Origin of the sequence: Pseudomonas sp. CFBP 13602 (assembly GCF_014842725.1) — a bacterium.
Classification (GTDB): Bacteria; Pseudomonadota; Gammaproteobacteria; order Pseudomonadales; family Pseudomonadaceae; genus Aquipseudomonas; species Aquipseudomonas baltica.
In genome coordinates this window covers 279907-294941 of the sequence record NZ_JACYVT010000005.1, presented here as the reverse complement: position 1 = coordinate 294941, position 15035 = coordinate 279907, and the positions used below count along the sequence as shown (strand labels likewise).

The following is a 15035-nucleotide window of genomic DNA, read 5'->3' as shown; positions in this document are numbered from 1 at the left end:
TCTGCCTCTGCAGATAGGCGGAAAGACCGCAGCGCACCCTTCGCGGCCACGGACCGCTCCTACAGGGTGTACCGCAGCCAGGCTCCTTGGAGGAGCCCCACCGATATCAGCTCAGTTCCAGCCCGCCCGATCCATCAACCGGATCGCCTCGGCCTGACGCTTGCCGGCCACTTCCACGGGCAAGGTGTCGGCCTTGAACTCACCCCAACTGGCGACTTCTGCAGATGGAGCCACCGTCGGGTTGGCCGGAAACTCCTGGTTCACCCCGGCAAAGATCGCCTGCGCCTGCGGCCCGGTCATCCACTCGACCAGCGCAATGGCCGCCTGCGGATGCGGTGCATACTTGTTCAGGCCAATGCCCGACAGGTTCACATGAACGCCGCGATCGCCCTGGTTCGGCCAGAACAGCTTCACGCCCAGATTCGGCTGCTGCTTGTGCAGGCGCCCATAGTAGTAGCTGTTGACGATACCCACGTCGCACTGCCCGGCGTCGATGGCCTGCAGCACCGCAATGTCATCGGAGAACACGTCGGTGGACAGATTGTTCACCCAGCCCTTGAGAATCTGCTCGGTCTTCTCGGCGCCATGGGTCTCGATCAACGTGGCGGTCAGCGACTGGTTGTAGACCTTCTTCGCCGTACGCAAGCACAACCGCCCTTCCCATTGCTTGTCGGCCAAGGCCTCGTAGGTGCTCAGCTCCTGCGGCTTGACCCGTTCGCTGGCGTAGGCGATGGTCCGCGCGCGCAGGCTCAGGCCGGTCCATTGATGGGACGCGGCACGGTATTGCGCGGGAATGTTGCCGTCAATGACGGCTGACGTGATGGGTTGCAGGATACCCATCTGCTCGGCCTGCCACAGGTTGCCGGCGTCGACGGTGAGCAGCAGGTCGGCCGTGGCGTTCTGCCCTTCGGCCTTGATGCGCTGCATCAACGGCGCTTCCTTGTCGGTGATGAACTTGACCTTGACCCCGGTTTTCGCGGTGTAGGCGTCGAACACCGGCTTGATCAGCTCGTCGATGCGCGAAGAATAGACGACCACTTCATCGGCAGCGTGGGCGTTGCCACCCAACAGACAGAGCGCCAGTGCAGCGAGAAGACGTTTGCGCGCCATCATGAGGGAACCCTTGCCATTCGAGTGAGGGCGAAATGGTAGTGAATCACATTTAGCTTCTCAACCGAACTTGGGGTCCAGCCGTTACCAAATGTTACCGGCCATCGATCACACCTCATGCCTACAGGCGTGCCAGCGCAGGCAGATCCCCCGTGAGGCCAAGCGCCTGGCGGACGAACAGCGCCTTGGCTTCGGGTAGCCGTTCCACCCATTTCAAGCCCGTGTTGCGCAGCCAGCGCAACGGCAGCTGATCGGCCTGGAACAGGCGCTCGAAGCCTTCCATGGCCCCCATCAAGGCCAGGTTGTGCGGCATGCGCCGACGCTCATAGCGGCTCAGCACGGGCAGGCCGGCGAGCCGTTCGCCTCGCTGTCGGGCATGTATCAGCTCTTCGGCCAGCACGGCGGCGTCGAGCAAACCCAGGTTGACCCCCTGCCCGGCCAACGGATGGATGGTGTGCGCGGCATCGCCGATCAGCGCCAGGCCGGTCTCCACGTAGCGCTTGGCATGCCGCTGGCGCAATGGTACGCACAGGCGGGCATCGGCAGCGACCACCTCGCCCAGACGGCCCTCGAAGGCCTGCCCCAGGGCTTTGCAGAACGCGGCGTCATCCAGCGCCATCAAGCGCTCGGCCTGCTCCGGCGTGGCCGACCAGACGATCGAGCACCAATGCTTGCCATCTCCGCGCTGCAGAGGCAGAAACGCCAGCGGGCCGTCATCGGTAAAACGTTGCCAGGCCGTATCGCGATGCCCCTCGCTGCACTGCACGCTGGTCACGATGGCGTGGTGCAGGTAATCCCACTCGCGCGTCTCGCAACCCGCCAGACCACGGACCGCCGAATGCGCGCCGTCTGCGGCGATCACCAGCGGGGTACGCACGGTCTGGCCACCGGCCAGGGTCAACAGTCGGTCATCGCCCGAATAGCGCAACTGCTCCAGCCGGGCATTGGCCAGCAGACGGATTCCGCTGTCCTGCAACCGCTCGAGCAGCGCGTCCTGAACCACGCGATTCTCGACAATGTGCCCCAGCGTGTCGGCATGCACGCTGGCCGCGGAAAAATTGATCTGCCCGGTACCGCTGCCGTCCCATACGCACATGTGGCCGTAGGGGTTGGCACGCCGCGCCTGGATACCGTCCCAGGCGCCCAGGCGCTGAAGAATGCGCTGGCTGGCCACGGACAGCGCACTGACCCTAGCCTCGAACGGCGCCAGTGCGTCGAAAGGCCTGCCGGTCAACGGCCCGCCGTCGATCAGCAGGATATCCAGGCCGCTGTCACGCAGGGCGAGTGCCAGCGCGCTGCCAACCATGCCCGCGCCGACGATGACCAGTTCGGCGCGCAGTTCATTCGTATGGGTCACTGTATTCATTGCCCTTCGATCTCCGACCGAGTGCCCAGGCCCATGGCCTGGCGTGCGAACCAGCGCTTGGCCGGCGGTAGCAGATCGAGCCCCAGCAGGCCCAGGTTGCGGCCTACTGCAAGCCAGGGATCGGGCGTTGCGAACAGCCGCGTCAACTGGTCCGAAAAGCCCACGGTCAGCCGTTGGTCCAGGCGCTGGCGTTGCGCATAGCCACGCAGCAGGGATAGCTGGCCCAAATGACCGGTGCTGGCGAGCAAGGCCTCGGCCAGCGCCTGCACGTCGCGCATCGACAGGTTGAAGCCCTGCCCGGCGATGGGGTGCAAGGCATGCGCCGCGTTGCCGAGCACGACCAGATTGGAGCGCACCTGCTCCTCGGCCTGCACCAGCGACAGCGGGTAGACGTGCCGAGCGCCGACGCGCTGCAGAGTGCCCAGGCGATAGCCGAACACCGCCTGCAGCTCTTGCAGAAATGCCTGGTCGGGCAAGCCCTGCAAGCGTCGAATGTCGGCGGGAGTACGGGTCCAGATGAGTGCGCAGCGGTTGTCGGGCAACGGCAACAGGGCCATCGGCCCGTCATCGGTGAAGCGCTCGAACGCCTGGCCCTGGTGCGCATTGCCTGGGGTGACGTTGGCAATCAGGGCGTCCTGATCGTAGCGCGTCTGTTGCACGGCGATGCCCAGCTGCTCGCGCAACTCGGAACGACCGCCGTCGGCCAGCACGGCCAGGTCGCACTGCAGCTGGGTGCCGTCGTCCAGGGTCAATTCATGGCCGTCAGCCAGCGCCTGCATCCGAGTCACTTCCGCTGGGCACCGCCAGCTCACGACCTCTTGGTCCAGCGCCTGCCACAGGCACTGCCCCAGCCAGGCGTTCTCCACCACATAGCCCAAGGCCGGCACGCCCTCGTCATCGGCACGAAGCCGCGCGGTGCCGAAGCGACCGCGGTCGGACACGTGGATCTGGCGGATCGCCTCGGCGCGCTGGCTGATCGCCGGCCACAAGCCCAGGCGTTCGTAGATCTGCCGGGTGCCGAAGGACAGCGCCGAGGAGCGCGCATCATAGCTGGGCTGGTAGGCATCGCCCGGCGCGAAACGCTCGATCAGCACGATCTTCCAGCCGCGCGCCCTGGCCCCGGCCTGCAACGCCAGGGCCAGGCTCGCGCCGACCAGCCCGCCACCAATGATGGCCAGGTTGAAGCGGCTCATGCGTCCGCCCGTGCGGCGGCCATCAGCGCCTCGATCTCGGCGACCGACTTGGGCACTGCCTCGGTAAGAATCTCGCAGCCTTTCTTGGTCACCACAACATCGTCCTCGATTCGTACGCCAATGCCGCGCCACTTCTTCGCAACGCTGAGGTTGTCGGGCGCTATGTAGATGCCAGGTTCGACGGTCAAGGTCATGCCGGGTTCGAGCACCCGCCACTCGCCGCCGACCTTGTACTCGCCGACATCGTGCACATCCAGCCCCAGCCAGTGCCCGGCGCGGTGCATGTAGAACGCGCGGTGCGCATCGCGGGCGATCAGCTCGTCGACCTCACCCTTGAGCAGGCCCAGCCGCACCAGCCCCCGGGTAATGACCTGGACCGTCGCTTCATGGGCCTGGTTCCAGTGCTTGTCGGGCCCGATGGCGGCGAAGGCCGCGTGCTGCGCCTCGAGCACCAGCTCATAGATGGCTTTCTGTTCGGGTGAAAAGCGGCCGCTCACGGGGAAGGTCCGGGTGATGTCGCTGGCATAGCAGTCGATTTCGCAGCCGGCGTCGATCAACACCAGGTCGCCGTCGCGCAGCACCGCATCGTTCTGCTGGTAATGCAGGATGCAGGCATTGCGACCGGCCGCGACGATCGAGCCATAGGCCGGCATCTTCGCCCCGCCCTTGCGGAACTCGTAGTCCAGCTCGGCCTCCAGGCTGTACTCGTGCAGCCCGGCACGACAGGCCTGCATGGCGCGCACATGGGCGCGTGCGGAGATATCGGCGGCCCGGCGCATGACCTTGACCTCGGCGGCCGACTTGTACAGGCGCATGTCGTGCAGCAGGTGGTCGAGCGCCTCGAATTCATTGGGTGGCTGGGCGCCCAGGCGCGCCTTGGAACGGATGCTGTTGATCCAGTCCATCAGGTGCCGGTCGAACTCGGGGTGGCTGCCGATCGACGAATAGACGCGGTCGCGCCCCTCGATCAGGCCGGGCAGGATGTCGTCGATATCGCTGATGGGAAAAGCGTCATCGGCACCGAAATCGCGAATTGCCCCCTCCTGCCCGGCCCGCAGGCCGTCCCACAGCTCGCGCTCGGGATTGCGCTCGCGGCAGAACAGCACATACTCACCATGCTCGCGCCCCGGAATCAGGGCAATCACCGCCTCGGGCTCGGCAAAGCCGCTCAGGTACTGGAAGTCGCTGTCCTGGCGGTAGACATGCTCCACGTCGCGATTGCGGATGGCCACGGCGGCGGCAGGCAGGATGGCGATGCTGTTGGGCACCATCTGCGCCATCAGCGCCTTGCGGCGGCGGGCAAATTCCGATTTCGGGATGTGGCTCATGGGCAGGCAAAGGCTCCGGTCAATGCAGCGACGGCTTGGCGCTGGCTGCGGTCGGTTGCTTGGCCGATTCGGTGTAGAGCAGCAGCGGTGCTACCCGCAGGTATTCCATGACTTCCATGTAGTCGGTCTCGCCGTCTTCGGACTCCTCCAGCGCATCCTGCACCTGGGCGATGGCGGCCAGGTCCTGCAGCACTTCCATGGCTTCGGTGCTCAGCGCCGTGTCGCGCGCGGTCAGGCCGAAACCGGCGAGGAAACCCTGGCACCACTCGCCCAGCGCGGCGGCGCGCTCGGGCAACGGCGATTCGTCGCTGGGAACCAGCAGCACCACGGTCATGTCGTCGCTGGTGAGTTCGCCCTTGACCATTTCCTGCAGGCCGATGAGCGCCTGGCGAACGTTGTGTGCGGCCGGTGTACCCAGCAGATCGGCGGCATCCAGCAGCCATGGCTCGATCTCGAAGCCGGCACCGGCGCAACTGCGACCCAGCAACAGCCCGTGCAGTTCGGCGGGCGAAACGGTGTGGCCGCTGCTGGTGAGCAGGGCGGCGAAGGCGTGATAGGGAGAATTCTGAATAGGCATGGGCAACTAGGCGCCAGACGGCGCAATGACTAGAATGAAGGCCTTGTATCCTAGCACCGGCAACCGCGCCAGACTATCGACGCGGACAACTACGTGTTCATCTTCACCGGGCCCGCCAGTTCATCGGCGGGCAACATTTCCCAACCGTACCCACCGGGACTCCATGGAACACAACGACCTGCAAGCGCTGATGAGCCGACTCGAATCATTGATCGGACGAGTCGAGCAACTAAAACGACAAAACGGACTCCTATTAGCGCAGGAAAAAACCTGGCGCGAGGAACGCGCAAATCTCATCGAAAAGAATGAAATCGCCCGGCGTAAGGTCGAGTCCATGATTTCGCGCCTCAAGGCCCTGGAGCAAGACTCATGAGTTCAAGCAATAGCGTCACCGTTCAGATCCTGGACAAGGAATACTCGATCATCTGCCCGCCGCAGGAGCGCAGCAATCTGGTCAACGCCGCACGCTACCTGGACGGCAAGATGCGCGAGATCCGCAGCAGCGGCAAAGTGATCGGTGCCGACCGCATTGCCGTCATGGCCGCGCTGAACATCACTCACGATCTGCTGCATCGCCAGGACACACCGGAGCTGTCGGTCAACGGCACCACTCGCGAGCAGGTTCGCGACCTGCTCGAACGCGTGGACCTGGTGCTTGCCACCGATCCGGAAACGCCCAAGGGCTGAAATCCGCAAAGCTTTTCTGTATACTGGCATCACTCCCTGGAGTGCTTGCCAGTCGGTCATGTCCCTGAGCCGATACGCACAACCACGGGGGTTGCACGTGGGGTTGGTGTGCATGTCCGCTCGACGGAAAGCCTTAAAACCTCCTGTGATCTCCACCTTGAACTTTCGGGTTCAAGGGCTACACCGACAGCGGTTCGTCGGGGAGTACCTGAATTTCCAGCCCATGCCGGCAACACTTGGCGTGGGCTTTTTCATTCGTCGCCGGGCAGCACTGTCCAACGGCGCCCTTGATCAGGATCGACCGCGCCCATGACCGTATCCGCGCCGCTGCCTCGTCAAACACAGCCTCGTCAATCCCTGCGCCGCCAGCTACGTGCGGCGCGTCGCGCCCTTACCCCTGCACAGCAGCGCCTGGCCGCTCGCGATCTCTACCGACAACTGGCCCAGCATCCGCTGTTTCGCCGTGCCCGACACATTGCCCTGTACCTGCCCAACGACGGCGAGATAGACCCGCGGCCTCTGTTGCGTGAAGCTCAACGGCGCGGCAAGCGCACCTACCTGCCGGTGCTCAGCGATTGGCCGCGCACCAAGATGGTGTTTCAGCCGGTACGCCGAGGCGAAAAGCTTCGTCCCAACCGCTTTGGCATTCCAGAACCCCGTATCCAGCGCGCACGCCAGCGCACCATCTGGGCACTGGACCTGATCCTGCTGCCGCTGGTGGGGTTTGACGACGAAGGTGGGCGCCTGGGCATGGGCGGCGGCTTCTACGACCGCAGCCTGGCCTACCGCAATCGCCGCACGGCCTGGCAAGCCCCGGTGCTGCTGGGGCTGGCCCATGAGTGTCAGAAGGTGGAGCGCCTGGCGCAGGCCAGTTGGGATATACCGCTGCAGGGAACGGTGACGGACAAGGGTTGGTATCTGAGGTGAGCCTTGCGCCGCGGCGCCAACCTGCGGGAGCGGTCAGTGGCCGCGAACGGGCGCTACCGTTACCGCGGACGTGCCATCGAACCTTGTACCATCGAAGTCTGCACCATCGAAGCCTGCACCACGATCAGCTCTGCAGCGGTATCCGCCTTGCTCGCCCACAGACTCTGCGCGTATCCAGTGGTGACGATACCCAAGCCCAACAAAATCACCAATGTCCACAACAAGTCCGGCTTACGGCGCATCGACGTTGCCCCCCTACAGGCAATTAAAGAATCGACAGAACGATATTCTGGCGTGCCGAGCAGCAGCGTCGGGCTTAAATTTGCGCGCATTCTGGGGCAAGCTTGGTAGACAAGCAAACGTTGTTCACGACCAATTGTCGGGTGCACTTGAATCCCACAAAAGCTGGCCATTTCACATTATCGAGGAACACTCGCCATGGCCTATTGGCTGATGAAATCCGAGCCTGACGAATTGTCCATCCAGGGCCTAGCCACGCTTGGCCAGACGCGCTGGGACGGCGTACGCAACTATCAGGCACGCAACTTCATGCGCACCATGGCCGTTGGCGACCATTTCTTCTTCTATCATTCCAGCTGCCCCGAGCCAGGCATCGCCGGCATTGGTCGCATCGTCGCGAGCGACTATCCCGACCCCACTGCCCTGGACCCGGACAGTCATTACTTCGATCCCAAGGCCAGCACCGAAAAGAACCCCTGGACTTCGGTGGATGTAGCCCACGTCGAAACCTTCGACCCCGTGCTCGGCTTGGCCTTGTTGAAGCAGCAGAGCGGGCTTGCCGAACTTGCGCTGGTACAAAAAGGCAGCCGGCTTTCGGTGATGCCGGTAACGACACAGCAGTGGGAAATTGTGCTGGGATTGCGATAGAAGGCTATGTCGAACTGGCCATGACGTTACGCTTCTGGCCCTCGCTCCACATAGCCGCAGTGCGCCATGCGTACCTGCATAGCGCGTTGTGTGCACAAGACTTAACCTTTTCAGCGTCTAACGATGCAGCCCCGTCTGCGCCAAAGAAAACACCCACTCACGTCCATCCTTGCGTTTCTGAAACAAACCTAAATCCACAAGACCGTTGAGTACCGAAGCTGCCGTGTTGTACGAGCAGCCCAAGCTCTCTTTCAGGTTCACAGCCGTGAACTTCATCCCCTTCTCGTTGCTAGCCACCTGCAGTACGGTTTTCTGCTTGTCGCTCAGCTGTGCATACAAACCACTGTCGAACAGGAAGCGATTGAATGAGTTCATATCGGCCAGCGTTTTTTCGTAGGCTTCTTTGAAATCCGCGATGCCGCGAATGATCGTGCGACTTTGGTAGTCGACGAAATACGTCAGGTCCATATCGTCGGTTTCGGTATAGAGATAACTCTTGCCGTACTGCACAGGGGCGGCCTTGAGCAATTTGCTGATAGCTATGTAACGAAAGGCAGCGAAGTCATGCTTGAACATGAACCAGTAGAACAATGACCGGGCCACCCGGCCATTGCCGTCGTGAAAAGGGTGCTCATAGCCAATGGCAAAGTGCAGGACGATCGCCTTGATCAGCGGATGCAGGTAACGATTGGTCCTGAACTCACCATGGTTGCTGTTGGCCCATTCGGCCAAGGCTTCCAGCCGCGACTCCAGACCGCGTGCTGGCGGTGGTGTATGCACCACATTGCCATCGCCGTCCTGGACCACTACCTCATCGTTAACGCGGAACACACCTGGGTGATAATGCTCGTCGTCGATGTTCTCCACACCCACTTGGTGGATCTCGGCGATCAAATCAGCACTCAGCGGTCGTGTGCGATGCTCCCACACGAACTGCATCATCCGATAATTGCCCAGAATCATCTTTTCATCTGGAGTGCGCGGACCTCGCTGACGCTTGAGCAAGTCCTTGGCCACTTGGGTCGTGGTCGATGCACCCTCCAACTGGCTACTGCTGATGGCCTCGTCTTCTATGAGGTCGTTGAGCAGGTACGTCACGTGTTTCTGCTCACCGATCTTGTTGCTCATCCACTCCAATGCAGCACCCGTAGTGTGCCGGTCAGTCTCGGAGGTCGCGGCATGGATCGCTGGCGTCAGTAGCAGTTGGCATTGATGTGCAGGCTGACCCAGTACAACGACGTCGCTCAGTTGCCGTTCACGCGCCAACTTCACCAGCGACCACACCAGTTCATGGTTCAGTCCTTCAGGAATGCGGAAACGAAGCTTGTCGAAATGCTGATACCGGCCCTTGCCATCCAAGGGCGCGTTGAGAGCCAGGTACTCAGCTATGCGCTCCGGACAATCCCGAGCAATGCGTTGAAGCGGATCGCGGATAACGGCGGGAGGGATCTTGAACATCGCTGTCTCAAAACTCGGTAATTTTGAGACAGCCTACGCCAATGGCAATCTTCTGTCCGCCTTGCTGCAAAACAATCAGTTCACTGCACGATCAGGTTATTGAACAGCAGGTCTTCGACGATAGGCTTGCCCTCTTCGTCGTTCATCACCTGCTGCAATTGCTTGAGGGCTTCCTGACGCAGTTTCTCCTTGGCTTCGACGTTGCCCATCGATTCGGCGGTCTGCTGTGCGAACAGTGCTACCAATTGATTGCGCAGCAGCGGGTCCTGGCGCTTCACGGCAGCTTCCGCTTCCGCGCCGGTGACCTTCAAAGCGATGTCCGCCTTGTACACGTGCAGCTTGGGGCCACCGTCCAAGGCGTAGTTGCCCACGAACGGTGGGGTCATGCCGATATAGGCAACCTTGGGCGCTGCGTTCTCGCCCTCTTTGGCTGCCTCGTTGGCCATCACGGCGGTCGGCAGGGCCAACGCCAGCCCTATGAATACCCAGGCTTTCATCACATATGTCTCCGCAAGATCGTGTGCTGACTGTATCGGCCAGCACGGGCGATTCAGTAGCTCGTTCGAATCCACTGGGCTGAAACGATTATGCAGAAGCGTCAAGCGAGTGGGTGAACAGAACTGAACCGCTTAAGTTCGCATTGCAACATTTTCGCAAACTCCGCTGGGCGGTAATTCGTTTTATTTTCGGTAACGAAACTGTAACATTCGAATCCGCAGCAAATAACAATAAATGGAGTTTGTGAATGTTCGCCTTCTTCCGCCCCGCCCCCCATCGTGCAGCCCTGCCCGATGAAAAGATAGACAGCACCTACCGTCGCCTTCGCTGGCAGATCTTCGCCGGGATATTCATCGGTTACGCCGGTTACTACCTGCTGCGCAAGAACTTCTCGCTGGCCATGCCCTACCTGATCGAAGAACAGGGCTATACCCGAGGCCAACTGGGCTTGGCGATGTCGGCCATCGCCATCTCCTATGGCCTGTCCAAATTCCTCATGGGGATCGTGTCCGACCGCTCCAACCCGCGCTACTTCCTGCCATTCGGGTTGCTGGTTTCCGCCGGCGTGATGTTCGTCTTCGGCTTTGCGCCGTGGGCAACGTCAAGCGTCACCATGATGTTCATCCTGCTGTTCATCAACGGCTGGGCGCAAGGCATGGGCTGGCCGCCGAGCGGCCGGACCATGGTGCACTGGTGGTCGCAGAAGGAACGCGGCGGCGTGGTGTCGGTGTGGAACGTGGCGCACAACGTCGGCGGTGGCTTGATCGGCCCGCTGTTCCTGCTCGGCATGGGCTTGTTCAACGATTGGCACGCAGCGTTCTACGTACCGGCCGCAGTTGCCCTGCTGGTGGCCCTGTTCGCCTTTGCGACCATGCGCGACACACCGCAATCGGTCGGCCTGCCGCCCATCGAGCAATACAAGAACGATTACCCGGAAGGCTACGATTCAAGCCACGAAGAAGAATTCAGCGCCAAGGAAATCTTCGTCAAGTATGTGCTGCGCAACAAGATGCTCTGGTACATCGCCTTGGCCAACGTGTTCGTCTATCTGCTGCGCTATGGCGTACTGGACTGGGCGCCGACCTACCTCAAGGAAGCCAAGCACTTCACCGTCGACACCACCTCATGGGCCTATTTCTTCTATGAGTGGGCCGGTATTCCCGGCACGTTGCTGTGCGGCTGGATGTCGGACAAGATTTTCCGTGGCAACCGTGGGCTGACCGGCGTGGTGTTCATGGCGCTGGTGACCGTGGCAACCCTGGTGTACTGGCTCAACCCGCCCGGCAACCCGACCGTGGACATGATCGCGCTGGTCTCGATCGGCTTCCTGATCTACGGCCCGGTCATGCTGATCGGCCTGCAGGCCCTGGAACTGGCGCCCAAGAAAGCGGCCGGTACTGCCGCTGGCTTCACTGGTCTGTTCGGCTACCTGGGCGGCTCGGTCGCCGCCAGCGCGGCGATGGGTTACACCGTGGACCACTTCGGCTGGGACGGTGGTTTCGTCCTGCTGATCGGCGCCTGCCTGTTGGCGATCGTCTTCCTGATCCCCACGCTCTGGCACAAACAGGTGGCCAGCACCCAGCGTAACGCCTGACGCAAGGCGTGAAGCGCCGTCAGGGCCGGAATTGCTGCGAGGCTTGAGTGCAGCTGCCCTGGTGGCAACGCTTGAGCCTGGCTTCCAGGTTCTTGTCCGGCATTGCGTGATTGCGCAGGGCACTGATGGTTTGCTCGACGTAATCGCGGGTGCTGCCAAATCGCCCGCTGGCACTGTCGAGAATCTGCGTCAGCAGGTTATCCGGCAGGTTGCCTGCATAGCTGGGCAAATGCCGCTCCAATACGAACCCCAACGCCTGCACCTTGGTGCCGTCTTCGAGACGGCAGTTGAGCCAATGCGGGCGGTACGAGGGATAGGGCATCTCGCGCTTCCACAGCGCCAGCAGCGAATTCTCCAGATCTTCCTGAGGCAAGCGATAGGCGAACCCGGCGCATGAGCCGCCTCGGTCCAGACCGAACACCAGGCCGGGTCGCTCGGGTGTGCCACGGTGCTCGTGGGACCACAGGTACAGGCCCCGGTGATAGCCATGCACACGCGCCCGGCGCCGCTCAGCAGCGCTGCATTCGGGCCGCCAGATGAGCGAGCCGTAGGCGAACAGCCAGACCGGCCCGCCACGATGGCGTCGCATCGTGGTGTCCAACGAATGAAGAAGTTGCTCGTGGGTCAATTGCGGCCCGAGATCGAGCGACGGCGGATAGACCACATTCAAGTGCGCAGTTTCGAGTACCGACATAAGCAGTCGCCTGTTATCCCCGTAAGATTGCAATGAAGCCCAACTCTAACGCATTGCAACTGCCGCGTTCCTACCGTATGGCAGATAGATCAATAAATACAAGCGCTTATAATCAACTTCAAATAAATAAGTTATAAGCACCAAACAGGCTCACGGACACATCGACGTGCACGATTTCACGGCAATGCCACTGCGTCGGGTTCGACGCAGGCATCACGACAGCAGAAGCAGGCAACGAAATGACGCAGGGGCAGTGGCAATCAGGCGGGCCGCGGCGCGTAGGCAAAGACGTCGGCACGCATCTGGTGCGCATCCATCCCTGCATTCACCAGTGCATCGAGCGTGGCGTAGATCATCGCCGGTGAACCGCTGCCATAGACATGCACGGCGGTCAGATCGGCTATGTCTTCGCAGACCGCTTCATGCAGCATGCCGCAGCGCCCTTCCCAGCCGCACAGGTCGCTCACCACCTTGTTCAGGAACAGGTTGGGCAACTGCTTCCATTGCTCCCAATGTTCCAGCGCATAGAAATCCTCGGGCCGACGTACACCCCAGTACAGATGCACCGGATGCTTGAACCCTGCGCGACGGCAGTGCTCGATGAGGCTGTTCATCTGCGCCATGCCGGTACCTGCAGCAATCAGCACCAGCGGCCCATCCGGCAACTCGGCCAGGTGGGTATCGCCATAGGGCATGTGCACACGGGCCATGCCATTGCGCTGCAACTGCTCGATCAAGCTCTGCGCACTGGCTTCGCGGACCAGTACGTGCAGCTCCAGGTCGCGTCCGCTGTGGGGTGCAGAGGCCAGGGAGAAGGCCGACTTTTCGCCGTTGTCGCGCTCGATCATCAGGTATTGCCCGGCATGGTAGCGCGGCGGCTTGCCGGCCGGCGCACGCAGGCGCACGCGCCAGACATCGCCGCCGATATCGACGCAGTCGATCAGCTGGCAGGCCAGGCTGCGCACCGGCAGCTCGCCCTTGGCCAGTACGCCGTCCCAGAGGATCACGCAGTCTTCCAGCGGCTCGGCGATGCAGGTATGAAACTCGCCGCGGTCGATCACCGCGCCCTCCTCGCGAACACTGCCTTCCACCAGCACCGCGCTGCACACATGGCAGTTGCCATTGCGGCAGCTCTGCGGGCAGTCATAGCCCAGACGCTGCGCGGCCGCCAGGATCCGCTCACCAGGCAGGGTTTGCAGCACCACGCCCGAAGGTTGCAAGGTCACACGCATCAATCTATTCCCAACTGATTCCAGAGTTCATCGATGCGGCGGGTCACGGCCTCGTCCTTGACGATGACCCGACCCCATTCGCGCGTAGTCTCGCCCGGCCACTTGTGCGTGGCGTCCAGGCCCATCTTGGAGCCCAGGCCGGACACCGGCGAGGCGAAATCCAGGTAGTCGATCGGCGTGTTGTCGATCAGCACGGTATCGCGCTTGGGGTCCATGCGCGTGGTGATGGCCCAGATCACGTCGTTCCAGTTGCGGGCATTGATGTCGTCGTCGGTGACGATGACGAACTTGGTGTACATGAACTGGCGCAGGAACGACCAGACCCCGAGCATCACCCGCTTGGCGTGCCCCGGGTACTGCTTCTTCATGGTCACCACCGCCATGCGGTACGAGCAGCCTTCGGGCGGCAGGTAGAAGTCGGTGATTTCCGGGAATTGCTTCTGCAGGATGGGCACGAACACTTCGTTCAGCGCCACGCCCAGGATCGCCGGCTCATCGGGTGGCCGGCCGGTGTAGGTGCTGTGGTAGATCGGCTTGATCCGGTGAGTGATGCGCTGCACCGTGAACACTGGAAACTTGTCGACTTCGTTGTAGTAGCCGGTATGGTCGCCATAGGGCCCTTCGTCGGCCATCTCGCCCGGATGAATCACCCCTTCCAGGATGATCTCGGCAGTGGCCGGCACCTGCAGGTCGTTGCCGCGGCATTTCACCAGCTCGGTGCGGTTGCCGCGCAGCAGCCCAGCGAAGGCGTACTCGGAAAGGCTGTCGGGTACCGGCGTCACCGCGCCCAGAATGGTCGCAGGGTCGGCACCCAGGGCCACGGCCACGGGAAACGGCTGGCCAGGGTGCTTGTCGCACCACTCGCGGTAATCCAGGGCGCCACCGCGATGGCTCAGCCAGCGCATGATGACCTTGTTGCGGCCGATCACCTGCTGGCGGTAGATACCCAGGTTCTGGCGTTCCTTGTTCGGCCCCTTGGTGACGGTCAGGCCCCAGGTGATCAGGGGTGCCACGTCTCCCGGCCAGCAGTGCTGCACGGGCAGCATGCCAAGGTCGACGTCGTCGCCTTCCAGGACGATTTCCTGGCAAGGCGCGTCCTTCACCACCTTGGGGGCCATGGCGATGATCTTCTTGAAGATCGGCAGTTTCGACCAGGCATCGCGCAGGCCCTTGGGCGGCTCGGGCTCCTTGAGGAACGCCAGCAGCTTGCCGATCTCGCGCAGCTCGCTCACCGATTCGGCCCCCATCCCCATTGCCACCCGCTCGGGCGTGCCGAACAGGTTGCCGAGCACCGGGATATCGAAGCCGGTGGGCTTTTCGAAAAGCAGGGCCGGGCCCTTGGCACGCAGCGTGCGGTCGCACACCTCGGTCATTTCGAGCACCGGCGAGATGGGCACCTGAATGCGTTTCAACTCTCCGCGCTGCTCAAGCTGCTGCACGAAATCCCGAAGATCCTTGAATTTCATCGACCATGCCAGTTAGA

The 15035-nt window shown here is 62.1% G+C and carries 16 protein-coding genes and 1 other RNA gene; 6 read left to right on the top strand and 11 right to left on the bottom strand.

Annotated features, from left to right (window positions below):
• Positions 1–111 precede the first annotated feature (111 nt).
• The 5 genes from IFU31_RS12625 to IFU31_RS12605 form a co-directional block, all read right to left on the bottom strand.
• The gene (locus IFU31_RS12625) at positions 112–1113 is read right to left on the bottom strand and encodes an extracellular solute-binding protein (RefSeq protein ID WP_185794704.1); all 1002 of its coding nucleotides are present in this window, start codon (positions 1111–1113) and stop codon (positions 112–114) included.
• A 118-nt stretch (positions 1114–1231) separates the two neighbouring features.
• Positions 1232–2449, bottom strand: coding sequence for a 2-octaprenyl-3-methyl-6-methoxy-1,4-benzoquinol hydroxylase (locus tag IFU31_RS12620; protein WP_192103240.1), 1218 nt, complete (start codon positions 2447–2449; stop codon positions 1232–1234).
• 23 nt (positions 2450–2472) lie between these two features.
• Entirely contained in the window at positions 2473–3669 is a 1197-nt protein-coding gene (ubiH, locus tag IFU31_RS12615; RefSeq protein WP_122479891.1) for a 2-octaprenyl-6-methoxyphenyl hydroxylase, read from the bottom strand.
• On the bottom strand, positions 3666–4997 hold the full coding sequence (pepP, locus tag IFU31_RS12610; RefSeq protein WP_192103152.1) for a Xaa-Pro aminopeptidase: 1332 nt from the start codon (positions 4995–4997) through the stop codon (positions 3666–3668). Before pepP ends, ubiH begins: the two co-directional genes overlap by 4 nt.
• A 19-nt stretch (positions 4998–5016) precedes the next feature.
• Positions 5017–5574, bottom strand: a complete 558-nt coding sequence (locus IFU31_RS12605; RefSeq protein ID WP_192103151.1) for a YecA/YgfB family protein — start codon at positions 5572–5574, stop codon at positions 5017–5019.
• Between the two features lie 163 nt (positions 5575–5737).
• Between IFU31_RS12605 and IFU31_RS12600 the strand changes: the two genes are divergently transcribed.
• The 4 genes from IFU31_RS12600 to IFU31_RS12585 all read left to right on the top strand — a co-directional run bounded on the left by IFU31_RS12600 (position 5738) and on the right by IFU31_RS12585 (position 7188).
• Positions 5738–5947: a TIGR02449 family protein gene (locus IFU31_RS12600; RefSeq protein ID WP_122479894.1), complete on the top strand. Its 210-nt coding sequence runs from the start codon at positions 5738–5740 to the stop codon at positions 5945–5947.
• Positions 5944–6261 (top strand): cell division protein ZapA, encoded by a 318-nt coding sequence (locus IFU31_RS12595; protein WP_122479895.1) that lies wholly within the window; start codon positions 5944–5946, stop codon positions 6259–6261. The genes IFU31_RS12600 and IFU31_RS12595 overlap by 4 nt, the downstream gene beginning before the upstream one ends.
• 30 nt (positions 6262–6291) lie before the next feature.
• Positions 6292–6469: non-coding RNA, 6S RNA (ssrS, locus tag IFU31_RS12590), on the top strand.
• 101 nt (positions 6470–6570) lie between these two features.
• The gene (locus IFU31_RS12585) at positions 6571–7188 is read left to right on the top strand and encodes a 5-formyltetrahydrofolate cyclo-ligase (RefSeq protein ID WP_192103149.1); all 618 of its coding nucleotides are present in this window, start codon (positions 6571–6573) and stop codon (positions 7186–7188) included.
• A 59-nt stretch (positions 7189–7247) separates the two neighbouring features.
• Here IFU31_RS12585 and IFU31_RS12580 read toward each other — a convergent pair whose 3' ends face one another.
• On the bottom strand, positions 7248–7430 hold the full coding sequence (locus tag IFU31_RS12580; protein ID WP_192103239.1) for a hypothetical protein: 183 nt from the start codon (positions 7428–7430) through the stop codon (positions 7248–7250).
• A gap of 196 nt (positions 7431–7626) precedes the next feature.
• Here IFU31_RS12580 and IFU31_RS12575 point away from each other — a divergent pair, with 196 nt between their 5' ends.
• On the top strand, positions 7627–8076 hold the full coding sequence (locus tag IFU31_RS12575) for an EVE domain-containing protein (protein ID WP_192103147.1): 450 nt from the start codon (positions 7627–7629) through the stop codon (positions 8074–8076).
• A 117-nt stretch (positions 8077–8193) separates the two neighbouring features.
• On the opposite strand, the gene IFU31_RS12570 is transcribed toward IFU31_RS12575, so the two are convergent.
• Complete coding sequence (locus IFU31_RS12570; protein WP_185794697.1) at positions 8194–9534, bottom strand: Fic family protein; 1341 nt, start codon at positions 9532–9534, stop codon at positions 8194–8196.
• An 80-nt stretch (positions 9535–9614) separates the two neighbouring features.
• A complete protein-coding gene (locus IFU31_RS12565; RefSeq protein WP_192059406.1) occupies positions 9615–10031 on the bottom strand; it encodes a flagellar basal body-associated protein FliL in 417 nt (138 codons plus the stop codon).
• Positions 10032–10279: 248 nt separating this feature from the next.
• Between IFU31_RS12565 and glpT the strand changes: the two genes are divergently transcribed.
• Positions 10280–11626 carry a glycerol-3-phosphate transporter gene (gene glpT / locus IFU31_RS12560; protein ID WP_122479901.1) on the top strand — a complete coding sequence of 449 codons (1347 nt, stop codon included), beginning with the start codon at positions 10280–10282 and terminating at the stop codon, positions 11624–11626.
• 19 nt (positions 11627–11645) lie between these two features.
• Here the strand turns inward: glpT and IFU31_RS12555 are convergent, their stop codons facing one another.
• The 3 genes from IFU31_RS12555 to ubiD form a co-directional block, all read right to left on the bottom strand.
• On the bottom strand, positions 11646–12320 hold the full coding sequence (locus tag IFU31_RS12555) for a gamma-glutamylcyclotransferase (RefSeq protein WP_192103145.1): 675 nt from the start codon (positions 12318–12320) through the stop codon (positions 11646–11648).
• Positions 12321–12580: 260 nt separating this feature from the next.
• Positions 12581–13552, bottom strand: coding sequence for a CDP-6-deoxy-delta-3,4-glucoseen reductase (locus IFU31_RS12550; protein WP_122479903.1), 972 nt, complete (start codon positions 13550–13552; stop codon positions 12581–12583).
• Positions 13552–15018 (bottom strand): 4-hydroxy-3-polyprenylbenzoate decarboxylase, encoded by a 1467-nt coding sequence (ubiD, locus tag IFU31_RS12545; RefSeq protein WP_192103143.1) that lies wholly within the window; start codon positions 15016–15018, stop codon positions 13552–13554. Before ubiD ends, IFU31_RS12550 begins: the two co-directional genes overlap by 1 nt.
• Positions 15019–15035: the final 17 nt, after the last annotated feature.